Annotated in this window: 19 protein-coding genes and 1 tRNA gene; 7 read left to right on the plus strand and 13 right to left on the minus strand. The window is 72.3% G+C overall.

What is annotated here, in order from left to right:
• The 3 genes from Q6348_RS08255 to Q6348_RS08265 all read left to right on the plus strand — a co-directional run.
• A partial coding sequence (locus Q6348_RS08255) for a hypothetical protein (RefSeq protein WP_304600821.1) occupies window positions 1-267 on the plus strand: 267 nt, incomplete at its 5' end.
• An 82-nt stretch (window positions 268-349) separates the two neighbouring features.
• The gene (locus Q6348_RS08260) at window positions 350-589 is read left to right on the plus strand and encodes a hypothetical protein (protein WP_304600822.1); all 240 of its coding nucleotides are present in this window, start codon (window positions 350-352) and stop codon (window positions 587-589) included.
• A gap of 95 nt (window positions 590-684) precedes the next feature.
• Window positions 685-2,118: a dihydrolipoyl dehydrogenase family protein gene (locus tag Q6348_RS08265; RefSeq protein ID WP_304600823.1), complete on the plus strand. Its 1,434-nt coding sequence runs from the start codon at window positions 685-687 to the stop codon at window positions 2,116-2,118.
• Window positions 2,119-2,151: 33 nt separating this feature from the next.
• Here Q6348_RS08265 and Q6348_RS08270 read toward each other — a convergent pair whose 3' ends face one another.
• From Q6348_RS08270 to Q6348_RS08285, 4 genes are all read right to left on the minus strand, one after another.
• Complete coding sequence (locus tag Q6348_RS08270; RefSeq protein ID WP_304600824.1) at window positions 2,152-2,454, minus strand: MTH1187 family thiamine-binding protein; 303 nt, start codon at window positions 2,452-2,454, stop codon at window positions 2,152-2,154.
• A gap of 2 nt (window positions 2,455-2,456) precedes the next feature.
• The gene (locus tag Q6348_RS08275) at window positions 2,457-3,488 is read right to left on the minus strand and encodes a glycine betaine ABC transporter substrate-binding protein (RefSeq protein WP_304600825.1); all 1,032 of its coding nucleotides are present in this window, start codon (window positions 3,486-3,488) and stop codon (window positions 2,457-2,459) included.
• A gap of 173 nt (window positions 3,489-3,661) precedes the next feature.
• The gene (locus tag Q6348_RS08280) at window positions 3,662-4,363 is read right to left on the minus strand and encodes an ABC transporter permease (RefSeq protein ID WP_304600826.1); all 702 of its coding nucleotides are present in this window, start codon (window positions 4,361-4,363) and stop codon (window positions 3,662-3,664) included.
• Window positions 4,363-5,025 carry an ABC transporter permease gene (locus Q6348_RS08285; RefSeq protein WP_304600827.1) on the minus strand — a complete coding sequence of 221 codons (663 nt, stop codon included), beginning with the start codon at window positions 5,023-5,025 and terminating at the stop codon, window positions 4,363-4,365. Before Q6348_RS08285 ends, Q6348_RS08280 begins: the two co-directional genes overlap by 1 nt.
• A 57-nt stretch (window positions 5,026-5,082) precedes the next feature.
• Between Q6348_RS08285 and Q6348_RS08290 the strand changes: the two genes are divergently transcribed.
• Window positions 5,083-6,114 carry an ABC transporter ATP-binding protein gene (locus Q6348_RS08290; protein WP_304600828.1) on the plus strand — a complete coding sequence of 344 codons (1,032 nt, stop codon included), beginning with the start codon at window positions 5,083-5,085 and terminating at the stop codon, window positions 6,112-6,114.
• Between the two features lie 13 nt (window positions 6,115-6,127).
• On the opposite strand, the gene Q6348_RS08295 is transcribed toward Q6348_RS08290, so the two are convergent.
• On the minus strand, window positions 6,128-7,732 hold the full coding sequence (locus Q6348_RS08295) for a cation:proton antiporter (protein ID WP_304600829.1): 1,605 nt from the start codon (window positions 7,730-7,732) through the stop codon (window positions 6,128-6,130).
• A gap of 90 nt (window positions 7,733-7,822) precedes the next feature.
• Window positions 7,823-8,620, minus strand: a complete 798-nt coding sequence (locus tag Q6348_RS08300) for a potassium channel family protein (protein ID WP_304600830.1) — start codon at window positions 8,618-8,620, stop codon at window positions 7,823-7,825.
• A gap of 87 nt (window positions 8,621-8,707) precedes the next feature.
• Between Q6348_RS08300 and Q6348_RS08305 the strand changes: the two genes are divergently transcribed.
• Both Q6348_RS08305 and Q6348_RS08310 read left to right on the plus strand, forming a co-directional pair.
• Window positions 8,708-9,658: an ATP-grasp domain-containing protein gene (locus Q6348_RS08305; RefSeq protein WP_304600831.1), complete on the plus strand. Its 951-nt coding sequence runs from the start codon at window positions 8,708-8,710 to the stop codon at window positions 9,656-9,658.
• 111 nt (window positions 9,659-9,769) lie between these two features.
• Window positions 9,770-9,845, plus strand: a tRNA-His gene (locus Q6348_RS08310).
• Window positions 9,846-9,863: 18 nt separating this feature from the next.
• Here the strand turns inward: Q6348_RS08310 and orn are convergent.
• The 3 genes from orn to Q6348_RS08325 form a co-directional block, all read right to left on the minus strand.
• Window positions 9,864-10,508: an oligoribonuclease gene (gene orn, locus Q6348_RS08315; RefSeq protein ID WP_304600832.1), complete on the minus strand. Its 645-nt coding sequence runs from the start codon at window positions 10,506-10,508 to the stop codon at window positions 9,864-9,866.
• Window positions 10,509-10,513: 5 nt separating this feature from the next.
• Window positions 10,514-10,816: a hypothetical protein gene (locus Q6348_RS08320; protein WP_304600833.1), complete on the minus strand. Its 303-nt coding sequence runs from the start codon at window positions 10,814-10,816 to the stop codon at window positions 10,514-10,516.
• A 94-nt stretch (window positions 10,817-10,910) separates the two neighbouring features.
• Window positions 10,911-11,039 (minus strand): hypothetical protein, encoded by a 129-nt coding sequence (locus Q6348_RS08325; RefSeq protein WP_304600834.1) that lies wholly within the window; start codon window positions 11,037-11,039, stop codon window positions 10,911-10,913.
• Between the two features lie 155 nt (window positions 11,040-11,194).
• On the opposite strand from Q6348_RS08325, the gene Q6348_RS08330 reads away from it, so the two are divergent.
• Window positions 11,195-11,893 carry a phosphatase PAP2 family protein gene (locus Q6348_RS08330; protein ID WP_304600835.1) on the plus strand — a complete coding sequence of 233 codons (699 nt, stop codon included), beginning with the start codon at window positions 11,195-11,197 and terminating at the stop codon, window positions 11,891-11,893.
• A 29-nt stretch (window positions 11,894-11,922) separates the two neighbouring features.
• Here the strand turns inward: Q6348_RS08330 and Q6348_RS08335 are convergent, their stop codons facing one another.
• From Q6348_RS08335 to Q6348_RS08350, 4 genes are all read right to left on the minus strand, one after another.
• The gene (locus Q6348_RS08335; protein WP_304600836.1) at window positions 11,923-12,768 is read right to left on the minus strand and encodes a polysaccharide lyase; all 846 of its coding nucleotides are present in this window, start codon (window positions 12,766-12,768) and stop codon (window positions 11,923-11,925) included.
• A complete protein-coding gene (locus Q6348_RS08340; RefSeq protein WP_304600837.1) occupies window positions 12,755-14,365 on the minus strand; it encodes a right-handed parallel beta-helix repeat-containing protein in 1,611 nt (536 codons plus the stop codon). Before Q6348_RS08340 ends, Q6348_RS08335 begins: the two co-directional genes overlap by 14 nt.
• Window positions 14,355-15,590, minus strand: a complete 1,236-nt coding sequence (locus tag Q6348_RS08345; RefSeq protein ID WP_304600838.1) for a glycosyltransferase — start codon at window positions 15,588-15,590, stop codon at window positions 14,355-14,357. Before Q6348_RS08345 ends, Q6348_RS08340 begins: the two co-directional genes overlap by 11 nt.
• 79 nt (window positions 15,591-15,669) lie before the next feature.
• Window positions 15,670-16,983 carry a UDP-glucose dehydrogenase family protein gene (locus tag Q6348_RS08350; RefSeq protein WP_304600839.1) on the minus strand — a complete coding sequence of 438 codons (1,314 nt, stop codon included), beginning with the start codon at window positions 16,981-16,983 and terminating at the stop codon, window positions 15,670-15,672.
• Between the last annotated feature and the right edge of the window lie 24 nt (window positions 16,984-17,007).

Consider the following 17,007-nt stretch of genomic DNA (forward strand, 5'->3'; position numbering starts at 1 on the left):
GGTGCTCGGGTCGCGCCCACGGACCCCGTCGCGCGCGAGTCGTTCCTCGTGGTCCTCGGCGAGCGCGAGGTCGTGGCGCTCGTCGCCGCGCCCTCGGTCGGCGAACCCGAGCTCGTGGACGTCGTGATCACGCAGGACCCGCGGCGGGTCCACCAGCTGGCCAGGTCGCTCTTCGGCCGTGTGCCGGGACCTCCGGACGGCGCGGCCGAGCCGCCGGAAGCCCGCGACGACGAGGCCGACCCACGTCGCGGGCGGCTGCGGCGATGAGCGTGTGGGGCGGGGCACGCGCTGTGACGGCGGCCCGTCCGGCAGACTCGTGCCGGCACGGGGCCGGCTAGCGAGGAGAGGCATGAGCGACGCGAGCAAGGCGCAGGCCGACCTGGATGCGGAGCTCAAGCGGCTGCGCAGGCTGGCCGTGGCCGACTGGGTCGGAGCCGTGGTCATCCTCGCGGTCGAGGTCTGGCTGGTGGCCGACGGCGGCGACACCGCGCTCGCCTGGACGGTGCTGTCCGTCGCCCTGCTCGCCCTGGTCGGGTCCGCTGTGCGGGTGCAGCTCGCGATCGCCCGGCTGCGGCGCGCGCGCGGCTGACCTGCGGGCAGTCGCCTCCCGTCTCCACGGGCGGTCGCCCGGCGTGCGGGCCCGGTCGCGCGCCCCGAGGATGGACGGGACCCGAGGGAGGCGCCATGTCCGAGTCGCGAACCTACGACGTCGTCGTGCTGGGGGCCGGAGCCGTGGGCGAGAACGCCGCGGACCGGGCCGGCCGTACCGGGCTGTCGGTCGTGATCGTGGAGTCAGCCCTGGTCGGGGGTGAGTGCTCGTACTGGGCGTGCATGCCGTCCAAGGCGCTCCTGCGGCCGGGGCAGGTGCTCGACACCGTGCGCGGGGTGGGCGGAGCCGCGCAGGCGGTCACCGGACGGCAGGACGTGGGCGCGACGCTGGAGCGCCGCGACACCTTCACGCACGACTGGGACGACTCCAGCCAGGTCTCGTGGCTCCAGAGCGCCGGTATCGACCTGGTGCGCGGCGAGGCGCGGTTCACCGGGGAGCGCACCGTGGAGGTCAGCGGCGAGGACGGTGACGTGACGGTGACCGCCCGGCACGCCGTGATCGCGGCGACGGGGAGCGAGCCCGTGATCCCGGCTGTGGACGGGCTCGCGCAGGCCGCACCGTGGACGAGCCGTGAGGCGACGTCGGCCCAGGAGGTGCCCCCGTCGCTGGTGATCCTCGGTGGAGGTGTGGTCGGTGCGGAGATGGCGGTGGCCTACGCCGACCTCGGCTCGAGCGTGACCCTGCTGCACCGCGGGGACCGGCTGCTGGCGAACACGGAGCCGTTCGCGTCCGACGCCGTGGCCGAGGGGCTCATGGGCATGGGTGTCGACCTGCGCCTCGGCACCACGGCGACCCGGGTGGAGCGCGATGGTGCGGGCGTCACCGTGCACCACGGCGAGGGGGAGCCGGTGCGGGCCGCCGAGATCCTCGTGGCGACCGGTCGGCGGCCGCGGACGGACGACCTCGGCCTGGAGACGATAGGGCTGACCCCCGGGGACCCCCTGACCGTGGACGACCAGCTGCAGGTCCGTGGCGTGGCCGGTGCGTGGCTGTACGCCGTCGGTGACGTGACCGGCCGGGTCGGCACCACGCACCAGGGCAAGTACGACGCACGGGTGGCGGGCGACGTGGTCGCCGCCCGGTTCGGCCAGGGCGAGGGCACGACGACGGACGCGGCACCGCTGTCCCGGTACTCGGCCGGCGCCGACCACGTCGCACAGACCCAGGTGGTGTTCACCCGCCCCGAGGTCGCATGGGTCGGACGTACGGAGGCGCAGGCCCGCGCCGCGGGGATCGACGTTCGGCTCCTGGACGTTCCGCTGTCCTCGGTGGCCGGTACCGCGCTGCACTCGGACCACGCCGACGGCCGGGCCCGCCTGGTGGTCGACGGTGCACGAGACGTGGTGGTCGGGGCGACGTTCGTCGGCCCGGACGTCGCCGAGCTGCTGCACGCGGCGACCATCGCAGTGGTCGGCGAGGTCCCGCTGGACCGGCTGTGGCACGCGGTCCCTGCCTACCCGACGGTCAGCGAGGTCTGGCTCCGCCTCCTGGAGTCCGCCGGGCTGTAGCTCCGGACGACGGGGCGGCGGCGCCCCCGGTCGTCACCGCTCCTTCTCGTCGAGCAGCCGCTCGACGCGTTCGACCTTCGCGGTGAGCTCTCCCGAGTGCCCGGGCCGGATGTCCGCCTTGAGCACGAGGCTGACCCGCTCGCCGTGCGCCGCGACGGCGTCGCAGGCCCGGCGCACCACGTCCATGCACTCGTCCCACTCGCCTTCGAGCTCGGTGAACATCGACGTCAACCGGTAGGGCAGCCCGGAGTCGCGCACCACGCGGACCGCGTCGGCGACCGCTGGGCTGACGGACTCCCCGCTGCCCAGCGGTGCCACGGAGAACGCGACGATCACGGTCAGCCGGCCAGCGAGCCGTCGGAGGAGAACACCAGGCCGAGGGCGATCTTGCCCTGCTTGAGGGCGGCCTTGGTCAGCGGGCCACCCGCGTCCAGCGAGGTGAAGTCGGTGATGGTCATGTCGTAGACCTTCTTCAGCCCGACCTCGCAGAAGTCGCGCTGCGGGCACTCCGGCGGCCCACCGAGCGTCACACCGCCGCCGCACGTGCTGGCCACGTCGGACAGCGAGGACACGCCGTACTTGTCGGCGAACGCCTGGGTCACGGCGAAGGCGTTCTGGTCCTGGGCCGCTGCCGGCGTGCCGAACACGAGCCCGACCTGCGCCCCGAGGTCGGTCAGGGCGGACATCGTCTTGTTGAGGTCCCCGCTGGCCACGGGCTCGGCCTTGTCCCCGTTGACCTTGTTGTTGATGAACGTCGCCAGGGTGCCCACGTACTCCGGGACGACCGACAGGTCGCCGTTCTCGAGCAGCGGGAGGTAGGTCTCCCGGTTGCCGATGGTCTGGGTCGAGGCGTCGAACCCGGCGGCCTTGAGGGTGTCGGCGTAGATCGCCGCGAGCGTGGCTCCTTCGGAGAAGTTGGGGGCGCCCACCACGACCGTGGTGCCCTTGCCCACCGACTTCTGCTGGTCGAGCCCCTTCGAGCTGACGAACCCCTGGGCGACCTCGCTGGAGGTCTTGCGGTCCACGTCCACGGACTTGTTCAGGCCGATGAGGGTCGGGGTGTCCAAGACCGTGGAGACGGAGTCGAGCACGCCGATGATGTCGGGGTTGTCCCCGGCGACCGTGGCGTTGACCGCGGGCACGATGTTGTCGACCTGCTGGAGGTGCTGGTCGTCGGTGAGGACGACGAGCTTGTCCCCGGCCACGCCCTCGCACACGGTGCCCGAGGCCGTCGAGCTCATCGACGAGCCGGAAGGTGCCGAGCTGCTCGAGCCGTCGCCCGCGGAGGACGAGCCGGGTGAACCGCAGGCGGCCACGAGCATCGTGAGCCCGAGGGCGGGGGCAAGCAGCAGAGGTCGACGGGCACGCATGGGGTTCTCCTCGTCCGGTGCGGGCCCGACCGTCCGTCGGCTCGGGCCAGCGACCATTCGATCCCGACCTGCCGACACGGGCAACCGGTGCCGGTGGGCACCGCCGGTGATCGTGACCCGATCGTGATCGACATGGGTCCTTCGTCCTGCACTGTGGGCGTCGCGGGCGCAGGTCAGCCGGCGTTCGCCCGCTCGCGGCTCGCCGCGTCCCGGGCCCGGATGGCCGGCGGCGTGGCGAGGCGCTGCACGATCGCCAGCACTGCCTCGGCCACCAGGCACAGCACGGCCACCAGGACGCCCCCGGCCAGCACCTCGCCGTAGCTCTGGAGGGCGAACCCGTTGTTGATGATGACCCCGAGGCCGCCGCCACCGACCAGCGCCGCGAGCGGGATGGTGGCGATGACCTGGATCGCCGACGTGCGCAGCCCGGCGCCCACCAGGGGCAGGGCCAGGGGAAGCTCGACCTGGAGCAGCGAGCGCATCGGGGACATGCCCATGCCGTTGGCCGCGTCCCGCGCCGCGGGGTCCACGTCCCGCAGCCCGGTGTAGGTGTTGGACAGGATGGGCGGGATCGCGAAGATCGCCGCCGCGATCACGGTCGGCCGGTTCCCGAACCCGATACCCGTGGTCGCGAAGATCAGCAGCAGGGCCAGCGTGGGCAGCGCTCGTGTCGCGTTGGCCACGACGACGGTGGCCGTCCCGCCGACCTGCCGGTGCCCGAGCCAGACGCCGATCGGCAGCGCGACGAGTGCCGCGAGCCCGACCGCCACCAGCGACATCGCCAGGTGCTCGACCGTGAGCGACACGATCCCCTGAGGACCCGACCAGTTCAGCGGGTCGTTCAGCCACACCAGGGCCTCGCGCACGGCGTCCATCAGCGCAGCCCCCTCGTCCACGGGGTGGCCAGGCGCCCGACGCCCCACAGCACGACGTCCGCGACGACCGCGATCGCCACGGTGAGCAGGGTCGAGGTCAGGACCTCCGCGTGGTACTGGCTGCGGAACCCGCGGAACATCAGCTGGCCCAGGCCCCCGTAGCCGACGATCACGCCGATGGTCACCAGGGCGACCGTGGTCACGGTCGCGAGCCTGATGCCCGTGATCACCGCGGGCAGTGCGTTGGGCAGCTCGACGGCGACCAGGATGCGCGTGCGTCCGTAGCCGAGGCCACGCGCGGCGTCGGTGATCGCCGGGTCCACCCCTTGCAGGCCCACCAGGATGTTGCGCACCAGCACGAGCAAGGCGTACATCACCAGGCCCACGAGCACGGTCACCCGCCGGTCACGGACCAAGGGGAACAGGATCGCGAAGAGCGCCAGCGACGGGATGGTGTACAGCGCGCCGGACAGGCCGAGCACGGTGCCGCTCAACCGCGGGCGCAGGTGGGCGAGCGCCGCCAGCGGCAGCGCGATGGCCGTCGCCAGGGCGATGGCCTCGAGGGTCAGCGACACGTGCTGGGACAGGGCGGTGGCGATGTCGGACCAGTTGCGCTGGACGTACTCCCAGGACAGCCACGGGTTGTCCGGTGCCGTGCTCACCGTCGGGAGGCTACCGTCCGGGGCGCACCCGCGCAGGGCCTCCGGTACGGTCGCAGGGTGGCAGACCCCGGAGAGCCGGTCATCCGGCTGCAGGCGGTGCGCAAGGAGTACGCCAACGGCACGGTCGCCGTGGACAGCCTCGACCTGGACGTCCACGAGCACGAGCTGATGGTGCTGGTCGGTCCGTCGGGCTGCGGCAAGTCCACGACGCTGCGGATGGTCAACCGCCTGGTCGAGCCCACGTCGGGCCGGGTCCTGGTCACCGGGGAGGACGTGCAGTCCATCGACCCCGTGGCCCTGCGGCGCCGGATCGGGTATGTCATCCAGCACGTCGGGCTGTTCCCGCACCGCACGGTCGCGCAGAACGTGGGGACCGTCCCTGCGCTGCTCGGCTGGGACGCGCGCCGCACGCGTGAGCGGTCCGCCGAGCTCCTCGACCTCGTGGGTCTGGACCACGCGACCTACGGCAAGCGCTACCCGCACCAGCTCTCGGGTGGTGAGCAGCAGCGGGTCGGCGTGGCGCGGGCGCTCGCCGCCGACCCGCCGGTCCTGCTCATGGACGAGCCGTTCGGCGCCGTCGACCCCGCGGGCCGGCGGCACCTGCAGGCGGAGTTCTGGAAGATCCAGCGCGAGCTCGGCACGACCGTGATGCTCGTGACGCACGACATCGACGAGGCGGTCCGGTTGGGTGACCGGATCGCGGTGTTCTCTCAGGGCGGGCACCTGGAGCAGCTCGCCGACGCCGTGACGTTGCTGGCCAGGCCAGCGACCGACATGGTGCGCGATTTCGTGGGCACGGGCCGGGCGGTGCGGTTGCTGGGGATCGGCGAGCTCGACGAGGGCGACCTGGAGCCGCTGCCCCGCGGGCGTGCCGAAGGGCCCGACGACGTGGCGCCGGACCTCGCGCCGCGGGACGCCCTCGAGCTGCATGGTCGCCTGGACGATGCGTTCGCGGCGTTGGCCGCGTCCGGCGGTGAGCCGGTCCCGGTCCTGGGGTCGGACGGGCGCCCGGTCGGCATGCTGTCGGTGACGGGCCTGCTGGGTGCGTTGCACCGGATCACCGGGGCGGCCGAGGCGGACGCAGCCTGACGGGTGCGGGACCTCAGGTCTCGAAAAGGCGCCGCAGGCTGGAGTCGGCGGCGTCCTGGAACGGTCTCAGCACCACGACGTCGTCTGCGGCGAGCACGCCGGCCTCCCGGACGCTGAGGGCGGTGACGGCCAGCGTCCCGCGGTATCCGGCGCGGCGCAGCGTGTCGGTGAGCGTCAGGTTGACCGCGAGATCCGGCACGGTGCACACGACCGTGGTCGAGTCCGCCAAGGGGAGGGCGGTGACCAGCTCAGGTTCGATGACATCCCCGTACACGGTGTCCACACCGCGCTCGCGCCACCAGCGCAGCGCCACCGGGTTGTGGTCCACCACCAGGACCCGACGGCCGTCCAGCCGCTCGACCACGGCGCTGCCGAACCGTCCGCCGCCGATCACCACGGCGTCGTAGTCCGCCGAAGGCTCGCCGGTCTGGTGCCGGTGCAGGGGACGCTCGAGCAGCCCGACGACCGGGGCGAGGCGGTCCGCCCACCACTGCGACGACCCGATCTGGTACGTGGAGATGCCGATGGTCACCAGCGTCACCAGGGTGACCAGGCCCACCAGCTCGGCGTCGACGTGGCCGAGCTCGAGCCCGAGCGCGACCAGCAGCAGTGAGAACTCGCTGACCTGACCGGTCAGGATCCCGGTGCGGGCCGCGGCGCGCCTGCGGTAGCCCATCGAGGTCATGAGTGCGCCGACCAGCACCGGCTTGACGACGAGCACGAACGCGGAGAGCACCAGTGCGGCCAGGACCTGCGCGCCCATCGTGCCCAGCTCGAGCCCGGAGCCCAGGTCGATGAAGAAGAACAGCACGAGCACGTCGCGAAGGCTCACCAGGCGCGCTCCGATCGCCTCCCGGTAGGAGGTCGACGCGAGCGAGAGCCCGGCGAGGAACGCCCCGACCTCCATCGACAGCCCGACCGCCTGTGTCACCGCACCGATCGCCACTGCCCACGCGAGCCCGAACAGCACGACCAGCTCGGGAACCCGGGCGAGCCGGTCCAGCAGGGTGGGCAGCACGTGGTGCGCCAGCAGCCATACGACCACCACCAGCGCGGCCCCCCGCAGCCCGACCCCCACCATCCGCGGCCCCAGCCCCGCGGGAGACGAACCCACCGTGGTGATCACGATCAGCGCGACCACCACCATGAGGTCCTGCACCACGAGCAGGCCGACGGCGATACGGCCGTGCAGGGAGTCCAGCTCGTGCCGGTCGGACAGCAGCTTGACGATCACGATCGTCGAGGAGAACGCCAGCGCGAGACCCAGGTAGACGGCGGTCGTGGGGTCCTGGCCGAGCAGCAGGGCCAGGGCCGTCCCGAGGGCCGCCGTGAGCACCACCTGGCTCACGCCGACCGCGAGGGCCACGGGCCCGGTGGAACGGACCTGGTGCCAGTCGAGCTTGAGCCCGACCAGGAACAGCAGCAGCGCGATGCCGACCTCGGCCAGCAGCGCGACGTTCTCGTTGGCCACGACCAGCCCGAGCCCGGCCGGCCCCACCAGGACGCCGACGCCGACGTACGCGACGACCAGCGGCTGGCGCAGCAGCTGGGCGACGCCGCCGACCACCGCGGCGATCACCAGGATCGCCGCGATCTGGCCGAACTCGCTGTCCAGCATCGTGGGTCCTCGAGCCGTCGGGACCGCCTCGTCGCGACCCCTGCTCCGACCCTACGACGGGAGAGGTCTCCCGTGCCCGTACCCGCGGTGTCAGCCGGCCTCGGGCGGTTCCGCGGGCAGCCGGGCCACCGCCGCGGTGACCTCGTCGTCGGTGAGGACGCCTGCGCGCCGCAACGCCCCGAGCAGGGCGCGGGCATCGGTGTCCAGCAAGGCGGAGGGGCTCTGGGGCTCAGGCACCTCGGGGTGGCTCCCGCCCTCCTCGTCTGCCCCCTTGCGCGCCGACTCGGCCATGTCCACGAACCAGGCCGCGACGCTCGCGGTCACCACACCAAGGACGCTGATCCCGACGATCATCAGGGCCGACGCCACGATCCGGCCCGGTGTGGTCACCGGGTAGAGATCCCCGTAGCCGACGGTCGTGACGGTCGCGAGCGCCCACCAGAGCGCATCGCCGATGTTCGTGATCAGGGACCCTGCCGCGTTCTTCTCGGCATCCAGCTCGGCCAGCGCCCCGACCAGGACGAGGATGCCTGCGGCCAGCAGGATCGCCTGACCGGTCTGCAGCAGGCTGCCTCGCCGCGACATCAGGTTCTGGCCCGCGCTGAAGATCCGCAGCGCACGCAGGGGGCGCAGCGCGGGCACCACGACGGAGGCCACGTCGACCGGATGTCGCAGGATCCAGCGGACCTTGTTCTCGGCGAGCCAGAGGCGGACGGCGAGGTCCAACGCGAAGAGGACCCAGATCGCCAGGTTCAGTGCCGTCGCGACACTGACCACCCAGCGGGGGAACCCGGTCTGGATCACCACGACCGCGTACACCGCCAGGAACACCAGGGCCAGCGCGGTCATCGGGCCGGACGTGCGGGATTCGTACCTGTCGAGTCTCACGCCCCACGATGGTGGCCCGTGCGGCACCGGTCCGCCACCCCTCGGTCCCCGCGTGGGGCCCGGCCACGGGGCCATTACGCTGGCCCGGTGAGGATCGCCCTGGCCACGTGCTCAGCCCTGCCCCACCTCGACCCCGACGACATACCGCTCGCAGCCGCGCTCGAGGCGCGCGGTGCGCAGGTCGACGTCGCGGTCTGGGACGACCCGGCGGTGCTGTGGGGTCGCTACGACCTCGTGGTGATCCGGTCGACCTGGGACTACGCGCCGCGGCGCTCCGAGTTCGTCGCCTGGGCCAGGGGCGTGTCGCAGATGACGCGGCTGTCCAACCCGTTCCCGGTGATCCGTTGGAACAGCGACAAGCACTACCTGCGTGAGCTGGACGAGGCCGGAGTCCCCGTGGTGCCCACGATCTGGCTCGAGCCAGACCGCCACCTGTCCGGACGCGCCCTGCACACCCGGTTCCCTGCCGGGGGCGACTTCGTCATCAAGCCGGCCGTCTCGGCCGGGTCGCTGGACACGGGCCGCTACACCGCGATCGACGCCGAGTCGCGCGGGCTTGCCATCCAGCACGCGAAGCGGCTGCTGGGGGACGAGCGCACCGTCATGGTGCAGCGCTACCTCACCAGCGTCGACACCGCCGGCGAGCGGGCGCACATCTTCATCTCGGGGCAGTACTCCCACTCGATCCGCAAGGGCGCCATGCTCGACGGTCCCGACGTCGCGGTGGACGGTACCTACCGGCCCGAGACGATCTCCTCGATCACCGCGGACGACGCGGAGATCGAGGTCGCCCGGACCGTCGTGCGCACCGCCCGTCGGCTGCTCACCGAGGCCGCCGACGGCGTTCCGGTGGAGTCCGACCCTTTCCTGTACGCCCGGGTGGACCTCGTTCACGACGACGACGGGCGGCCCGTGCTGCTCGAGCTCGAGATGGTCGAGCCGTCGCTGTTCTTCGGCTACGGCGACGGCGCGCTGGACCGGTTCGCCGACGCGGTGGCCGTCCGGGCCGAGGGCGGGGCGGTGCGGTCGCAGGACTGAGCTGGGCGCGGTGCTCACGGCCGCACGTGGGCCGCGGCGCGGAGCCGCACGGTGCACCCCCCGCGAGCAGGTAGACTTCTCGCCGGTCCGCGCGCAGCGGCGTCGGCCGTGGTGGCTGTAGCTCAGTTGGTAGAGCACCTGGTTGTGGTCCAGGGGGTCGCGGGTTCAAGTCCCGTCAGCCACCCCACACCGGCCGACGGCCTGGTCAGGACTCCTGGCTGACGTGGCCGGGCTGGTACCGGGTCGCGAGGATGTCCGCAGCGATCTGCTTGGCCTGCGTGGAGTCCGGGCCGGGTGGGGGGACCATCATCGCGGCGCGGTAGTAGCGCAGCTCGTCGATGCTCTCCAGGATGTCCGCCAGCGCCCGGTGGCCGCCCGCCTTCTCGGGCGAGGCGAAGTAGATCCGCGGGTACCAGCGCCGCGCGAGCTCCTTGATGGACGACACGTCGATCACCCGGTAGTGCAGGTGCCCGACCACGTCGGGCATGTCCCGCTCGAGGAACGCCTTGTCCGTCCCCACGGAGTTGCCACCCAGCGGAGCCTTGCCGGGCTCGATGTGACCGCGCAGATAGGCGAGCACGGCGTCGGTCGCCTCGACCATCGTCATGCCGTCGGCGAGCTCGTCCAGCAGCCCGGACTTGGTGTGCATCTCCCGCACGAAGGGCACCATCTGCTCCAGCGCCGCCTGCGGCGGGCGGATCAGCACGTCGATGCCGCCGTCCAGCACGGTCAGCTGGGAGTCGGTGACCACGGCTGCGACCTCGATGAGGGCGTCGGCGGCCAGGTCGAGCCCGGTCATCTCGCAGTCGATCCAGACGATCCGGTCGTTCGGGCTCGGTGCAGGACTCACCCGGGTCACTGTACGGGGTGCCGCCCGGTGACCGTGCGCGCGACCCACGCGGCGACCAGCACGACGACGACCGCGCCGCCCGCGACCAGCGCGGCGGTGGACGGCGGTTGCCCCGCCCACCACAGCACGCCGCCGGCGGCGGCGCCGGTTGCCAGACCTGCGATGAGGGAGCCCCACGGGCCCAGCACGGCCCGGGCCTCCGAGTGCCCGGGTGGCGCGAGCCCGGACCGCTCGGGCGCCGTCGGCCCGGGATTAGCGGCCGGGCTGTCCGGGGCGTCGGGCGGGCCGGGGGCCGCGTGTCGCCCCATCAGCCGCGCCTCCCCATGGCGCCCATCGTCCCACGCGACGAAGGCCCCGACCGCGGTGGTCGGGGCCTTCACGGCGGGTCGCGCCGCGCGCTGGTCACCGCGCGCGGTGGGCGCGCCGGGTCTGCGCGCGGTGCGGCGGGCGCCGTACCTGACGCAGGTGCGCGTCGTTCATGGTCTGGACGCGCTGCTGGGCAGCGAGCGACCAGGCGGTCTGCGGGTGCATGGGAGTGCTCCAGGTGATGGTGCGGATCGGATGTCGGACGGGCCAGGTCCTCGCACCGGTGCGGCACCGACGATGCCAGCCTGGCCGGTCCCGGCGCACTCCCTTTTTCCCGTCCCGACCTGCGGCGGTCCCCGGGGCGCTGGGATGCTGTCGGGATGCCGTCGTTGCCCAGGTCCCTGCGATCCCCGGCGAGTGTGGCCGCCGTGGTCGGGCTCGCCCTCGTCGTGCTGGGCCTGGTGGCTTTCGTCGCCGTCTACGACTGGGTGCAGAACAGGGAGGACCTGGCCCGGTACGACCAGCCGATCCTGGACGCCCTCGTCGCGGTCCGGAGCGCCCCCACGACCGCGATCCTCACGACGGTGACCACCGTGTCAGGGCCGGTGGTGCTCCCCATGCTGGTGGCGCTCGGTGCGCTGCTGTGGGGGTTCCGCGGCAGGCAGTGGTGGTCGGCCGGTCTGCTGGTGGGCGCGATGGTGGTCGCGGTGGGGTCCTCGACGGTCATCAAGATCGCCGTCGGGCGTGCGCGGCCCGACCAGACGCTGTGGGTCGTGCCCGGTGCAGAGTCCAGCGCGTCGTTCCCGTCGGGGCACACGATCGGCGCGGCCACGTTCCTGCTCGTGCTCGGGTACCTGGCGTGGGTGCGGAACCCCACGTGGCGCACCGCGACGGCCTGGCTGGTCGCCGCGGTGCTCGGGATGGCACTGGTCGCGTTCTCCCGCCTGTACCTGGGCTACCACTTCGCCACCGACACCGTGGCGTCGATGGCGCTGGCGCTCGCGGTGCTCGGCGGCGTCGTGATGCTGGATCGCCGGAGGGCCGCAGGCGCGGCGCGCGCGACCGTGGGGCGCGATTGAGCGGCCGACGGCCGGTCCGCCCCTGACTGTCAGGACGGGGCCTGCCCGCAACCCACGCGGTGATCGGTGGACAGCTCGAAGCCGGCGAAGTCGGTGTGCTGGTCCTGGGGGGACGCCCACTTCGGCTCGTGGCCGCCGAAGAACGTCGAGAAGAAGATCCCGTCGACGTGCAGGTCCTCCGTGGTGCGGTACTCGATGCTGCCGTCGGAGAAGACCTCATGACCGTCGATCCGGACGCTCACCAGGCCGTTCTCGTCGCCAGGGTGGTTGAGCCGCACGTGCTGCTGCACGCACGTCCATCGCCCGGGGCGGAACGTCCAGTCGCCGCGGCCCAGGCTGTCGCCGGCGCGGTCGCGGGCGTACAGATAGACCTCACCGCGGCCGCCCGAGCGCCACATCAGGCGCGTTGACAGGCCGTCCGTGCCGTCGGGCTTCTTGCCGCCGCTGACCTTCGTGCCCCCGTACAGCCCGGGCAGCTTGCCACCCCGGGCGAACTCGAAACCCGGCTGGAAGCGCACCCAGTAGCGCAGGTACGCCTCGTCCACGGGGCCGTCTGCCAGGGGCAGGTAGACCTGCATCCCCCCGAGGGGCGCGCCGTACGAGCGCGTCGCCGACGGGCTGACGGAGTTGCGGGGGTAGTCGACCCGCAGCACGTCCATGGATCGGCCCGGAGTCTTCTCGAGCACCTGCCCGCCGCCGAACGCGCCCTTGTCGCGCAGCCGCACCTGCGGGCCGAAGAAGTCGGCCAGCGTGGGGGCGGCGGGTGCCGGGCTCGCATCCCGCCCGGACAGCATCCGCGGCACGAAGACCGCCCCCAGGAAGGCCACCGCCACCGCCACGACGACGGCCGGCACGAGGCGTCTACTGTCGCGCATGGCTCAGTCCCGCGTGCCGGGGCGTGAGGTGTCGCCGCCCGCGCCGTGCGGGCAGCACCGCACGACCGCCGCGGACGAGTGCGACGATCAGGGGCACCCCGAAGACGACGGACCAGAGCATCAGGAGCGGGTGCCAGCGCACGTACCTGGCGACGGTCTGGAACCAGGACTCGTGGCGCACGATGGTGCCGTCCACGACCAGGTCGATCTGCTCGGGCGGAGACGCGTTGTCCTTCAAGGTCGCGACTCCTCGCTTGCCGACCGAGATGCCGGCCCAGCTGCGCGTGATGGTGTTGTCCGCGACGGTCACGTGCCGCGCGTTGGCGAACACGTCCACGCCGTAGAGCCGGTTGCCGCGCAGCGTGTTGTCGACCACCTTGGCCTGCGCGTCGTTCTTCACCCGCACGCCGACGTGGTTGTTGCGCACGACGTTGTCCCGCACGACGTTGCCGGTGCCACCCTCGATCTCGATGCCGGTCCCGGCGTTGTCGTAGGCGCGGTTGCCCACCAGCAGGTTGTCGTCCGAGGTCAGGACGCTGGACTTCGCGAAGTCGGTGGACTTCGACCGGCCGTCGTCCAGCATGAAGCCGTGCCCGGCGTTCGAGTACGACACGTTGTTGCGCATCACGTTCCCGGTGCAGCCACGGGAGAAGATGAACCCGTGCCGGCCGTTGTCGTGCGCGACGTTGTTCTGCACCAGGAAGTTGTTGCTCAGGTCGTGCGGGTCGAAGCCGTAGGCGTCGTTGTAGGCGAAGGTGTTGCCCTCCCAGTGCATGGCCTGTGCCTCGAAGGTGTACGAGCCGTACCAGTTGTGCTCGAACGTCGAGTCGACGACCCGGCCGGTGGCCTTGACCGGCGTGTTCCCGGACGAGCCACGCCAGGCGATCCCGGACGTCGTGCCGATGCCGAAGCCCAGGTGCTCGATGGTGGTCTGGCTCAGGTCGATGCGGCCCCCGACGGTGAGCACGAAGGCGCGGCCGTCGTCGGTGTTCTCGTCAGGGCTCTTCGCGGTGGGGTTCCAGCTCGTGACGTCGACCGAGCCGTGCTGTCCGCCGATCATGTCGACCACGCCGCCGCGCGCGACGATCGACACGAACCCGGCAGGTGAGCTCGACAGCAGCACGCGCTGCGCGTGGTCACCGTCGATGACCAGGGTCGCGCCTCGCGGTATCTCGAGGTTGGCGAGCACCAGGACCGACGAACCCTCGCGCCGGAAGGCGTGCGGGTAGGCCGGGACCAGCTCGGCGAGCGTGTAGGGCGCGTCCCGCGGCGGCAGGACCAGGGTCGGCAGGCTGTCCGGGCCGGGCGCGGGCAGGACCGTGGGGGTCGTGATCCCGGCGCTGTCGATCTTGTGCATGGCGGCCCGGCTGCGGCCGAGCTCCCTGGCCTGCATGTCGATCGCCGATGCGGGCTTGGTCAGCTTGAGCGGCGAGTACGGCTTGGGCGTGGGCGGCGCGCTGAAGTCGTGGTGCTGCAGGGCGGCGAGGCCGAGGCCCAGCGGGATCACGGCGAGCAGCGCCAGCCCGATGAGCAGACGGCGGCCGCTCAGCTCGCTGCGGACGTGCGGGGTGTGGTCGTGGGGGGTGTCAGCCGGCATGAGCGACCTCCTTCTCGGGCACGGCAGCGGGGGCGTCGGCCTCCGCGACCTCGCTCTGGCCCTGGACGCGGCTGTCGTCGGTCCGGGTGAGCCAGCCCTGCTTGTTCATCGTGATCGCTGCCCACACCTTGATCGGCAGGGCGATGACCAGGACCATCACGGCCACGACAGGGGCGATGAGCAGGTCCTTGGGCCGCTCCATCAGGTGGGAGAGGCCGCGCAGCGACCGGCCGATCACGAACCAGGCCAGGACGGCCGCCAGCGCGACCAACTGGCCGCGCATCACCCAGATGGTTCCGTAGAACATCGCCGCGCCCATGGTGAACGGGGTGAGCAGGATCTGCAGGACGGTGACCTGGGTGATGAGGGGCTGTCGCCACAGCCAGCCCTGGGAGACCGCCGTGAGGTAGCAGCGGTAGGAGTTCCGGCTCCAGCGCACGCGCTGCTTGATGAAGGCCGCCAGCGACTCCGGGAACATCGAGTCCGCCTGGGCGTCCTCCTGGTGCACGGTGCGGTACCCGGCGGCCAGGGTGAGCCACGTCAGGCGCCCGTCGTCGCCCGCCACGCAGCGCCGGCCGACGAAGATCTCGTTCTCGAGCGCGGGCAGCAGCGGCAGGATGACCTCACGGCGGTACGCCGCGGTGCGTCCGGACAGCACAGCCACTCCGCCGCGGCGGGACATCGCCGGGACGTAGTCGAGGTAGCGCGTGTTCAGCAGCCAGTACGCGACCCGTCGCAGGACGCTGCTCTCCGGGCGGTACACGTGCTGCCGGCTGCCCACGCCACCCACCTGCGGGTCGGCGAACGGCATCTGGAGGTGGGCGAGCAGGCCGTCGCGCCACTCGGTGTCGGAGTCCGAGAGCACCACGACGTCGTTGCGGGCGGCACGTATGCCGGCGGCGAGAGCGCCGCGCTTGCCGGTGTGGTGCCACTCGAGGACACGCACCTGCGGGACGTCGAGTCGGGCGAGGCGGTGCAGCATCAGCTCGTCCTCGTCGTCGACGACCAGGATGATCTCGTCCGGGCCCTCACGGACCCAGGTCCACAGGCACCGCTCGAGGACGTCGGGGTCCTCCCGGTACACCGGGACGACGAGCGTCGTCGTCGTGCGGTAGTCGTTCACGATCGGGCGGTAGCGGTGCCGGGACAGGAAGCGGCGGACGAACCACAGCGACCAGGACAGCAGGCCGATGACGCCGATCGGCAGCCACGGGATGTCAGGCATAGGTCTCCTCAGGTCGGGCGCTGGGACGCCGGCCGGCTCCGGCGGGGGCCGGCCGGCGTCGGGGCGGGGCCGGTCTGGGTCAGCGGCGGCCGAGGCCGCGGTAGGTCCAGCCCGCCTCGCGCCACGCGGCGGGATCCAGGACGTTGCGGGCGTCGAGGATCCGGCGCTCACGCACGGCGGTGCCGAGCTTCGCCGGGTCGAGGTCCCGGAACTGCTGCCACTCGGTCACCAGGACCACGAGGTCCGCACCGGTCGCGGCCGACTCGACCTCGTCCACGACGTCGAGCTCCGGCCACGCCTTGACGGCGTTGGCGTTGGCCTGCGGGTCGGTGACCACGACGGCGGCCCCGGCGCGCTGCAGGCGGAGGGCGACGTCCAGCGCGGGGGAGTCGCGCACGTCGTCGCTGTTGGGCTTGAAGGCAGCGCCGAGGACGGCGATGCGAGCTCCGTCGAAGGAGCCGCCGCACAGCTGGCGGGCGTGCTCGACGGTGCGCTCGCGGCTACGGGTGTTGATCGCGTCCACGTCGCTGAGGAAGGACAGTGCCTGGTCGGCGCCGACCTCGCCGGCCCGGACCTGGAACGCGCGGATGTCCTTGGGCAGGCAGCCACCACCGAAGCCGAGGCCGGCCCGCAGGAACTTGTTGCCGATGCGGTCGTCGTGGCCGAGTGCCTCGGCCAGCGCCGTGACGTCGGACCCGGTGGCCTCGCACACCTCGGACATCGCGTTGATGAACGAGATCTTGGTGGCCAGGAAGGAGTTGGCGGCGACCTTGACCAGCTGGGCGGTGCCGTAGTCCGTCACGATCTGCGGGGTGCCGGCCTCGAGCGCCGTGGCGTACACCGAGTCGAGCGTTGCGGTCGCCTGGCGGCCGGGCTCGCCGTCCGGGACTCCGTAGACCAGGCGGTCGGGGCGAAGCGTGTCGTCCACGGCGAAGCCCTCGCGCAGGAACTCGGGGTTCCACGCCAGTCGCGCGCCGGTGCCCGAGGTCTCCAGGCGCCCGGCCATCCGCTCCGCCGTGCCGACGGGCACGGTGGACTTGCCGATCACCAGGTCGTGCTCGTCGAGATGGGGGAGCAGCGCCTCGAACGCGGCGTCGACGTGCCGCAGGTCAGCGGCGCCGTCCTCGTCCCGCTGCGGCGTTCCGACGCACAGGAAGTGCGCGTCGGAGTCGGCTGCCTCGGAGAAGTCGTCGGTGAAGCGCAGGCGCCCGGACTCGACGGCCTCGCGCAGCAGCTCGGGAAATCCGGGCTCGAAGAAGGGGGCCTGGCCGTCGCTGAGCGCGTCGACCTTGCGTCGGTCGGTGTCGATCCCGACCACGTCGTGACCGAGATGGGCCATGCAGGCGGCGTGGACGGCACCGAGGTAGCCGCAGCCGATGACAGAGATGTTCATGGCAGCCTCCAAGAGGGGGTTGCG

The sequence above is a fragment of the Actinotalea lenta genome, assembly GCF_030586465.1.
Classification (GTDB): Bacteria; Actinomycetota; Actinomycetes; order Actinomycetales; family Cellulomonadaceae; genus Actinotalea; species Actinotalea lenta.

Bases quoted from the DNA above. Each gene is read 5' to 3' on its own strand.
- Q6348_RS08260 (WP_304600822.1), top strand. From the start codon at position 350: ATGAGCGACGCGAGCAAGGCGCAGGCCGACCTGGATGCGGAGCTCAAG.
- Q6348_RS08265 (WP_304600823.1), top strand. From the start codon at position 685: ATGTCCGAGTCGCGAACCTACGACGTCGTCGTGCTGGGGGCCGGAGCC.
- Q6348_RS08275 (WP_304600825.1), bottom strand. From the start codon at position 3,488: ATGCGTGCCCGTCGACCTCTGCTGCTTGCCCCCGCCCTCGGGCTCACG.
- Q6348_RS08280 (WP_304600826.1), bottom strand. From the start codon at position 4,363: ATGGACGCCGTGCGCGAGGCCCTGGTGTGGCTGAACGACCCGCTGAAC.
- Q6348_RS08295 (WP_304600829.1), bottom strand. From the start codon at position 7,732: ATGCTGGACAGCGAGTTCGGCCAGATCGCGGCGATCCTGGTGATCGCC.
- Q6348_RS08320 (WP_304600833.1), bottom strand. From the start codon at position 10,816: ATGGGGCGACACGCGGCCCCCGGCCCGCCCGACGCCCCGGACAGCCCG.
- Q6348_RS08325 (WP_304600834.1), bottom strand. From the start codon at position 11,039: ATGCACCCGCAGACCGCCTGGTCGCTCGCTGCCCAGCAGCGCGTCCAG.
- Q6348_RS08330 (WP_304600835.1), top strand. From the start codon at position 11,195: ATGCCGTCGTTGCCCAGGTCCCTGCGATCCCCGGCGAGTGTGGCCGCC.
- Q6348_RS08335 (WP_304600836.1), bottom strand. From the start codon at position 12,768: ATGCGCGACAGTAGACGCCTCGTGCCGGCCGTCGTCGTGGCGGTGGCG.
- Q6348_RS08340 (WP_304600837.1), bottom strand. From the start codon at position 14,365: ATGCCGGCTGACACCCCCCACGACCACACCCCGCACGTCCGCAGCGAG.
- Q6348_RS08345 (WP_304600838.1), bottom strand. From the start codon at position 15,590: ATGCCTGACATCCCGTGGCTGCCGATCGGCGTCATCGGCCTGCTGTCC.
- Q6348_RS08350 (WP_304600839.1), bottom strand. From the start codon at position 16,983: ATGAACATCTCTGTCATCGGCTGCGGCTACCTCGGTGCCGTCCACGCC.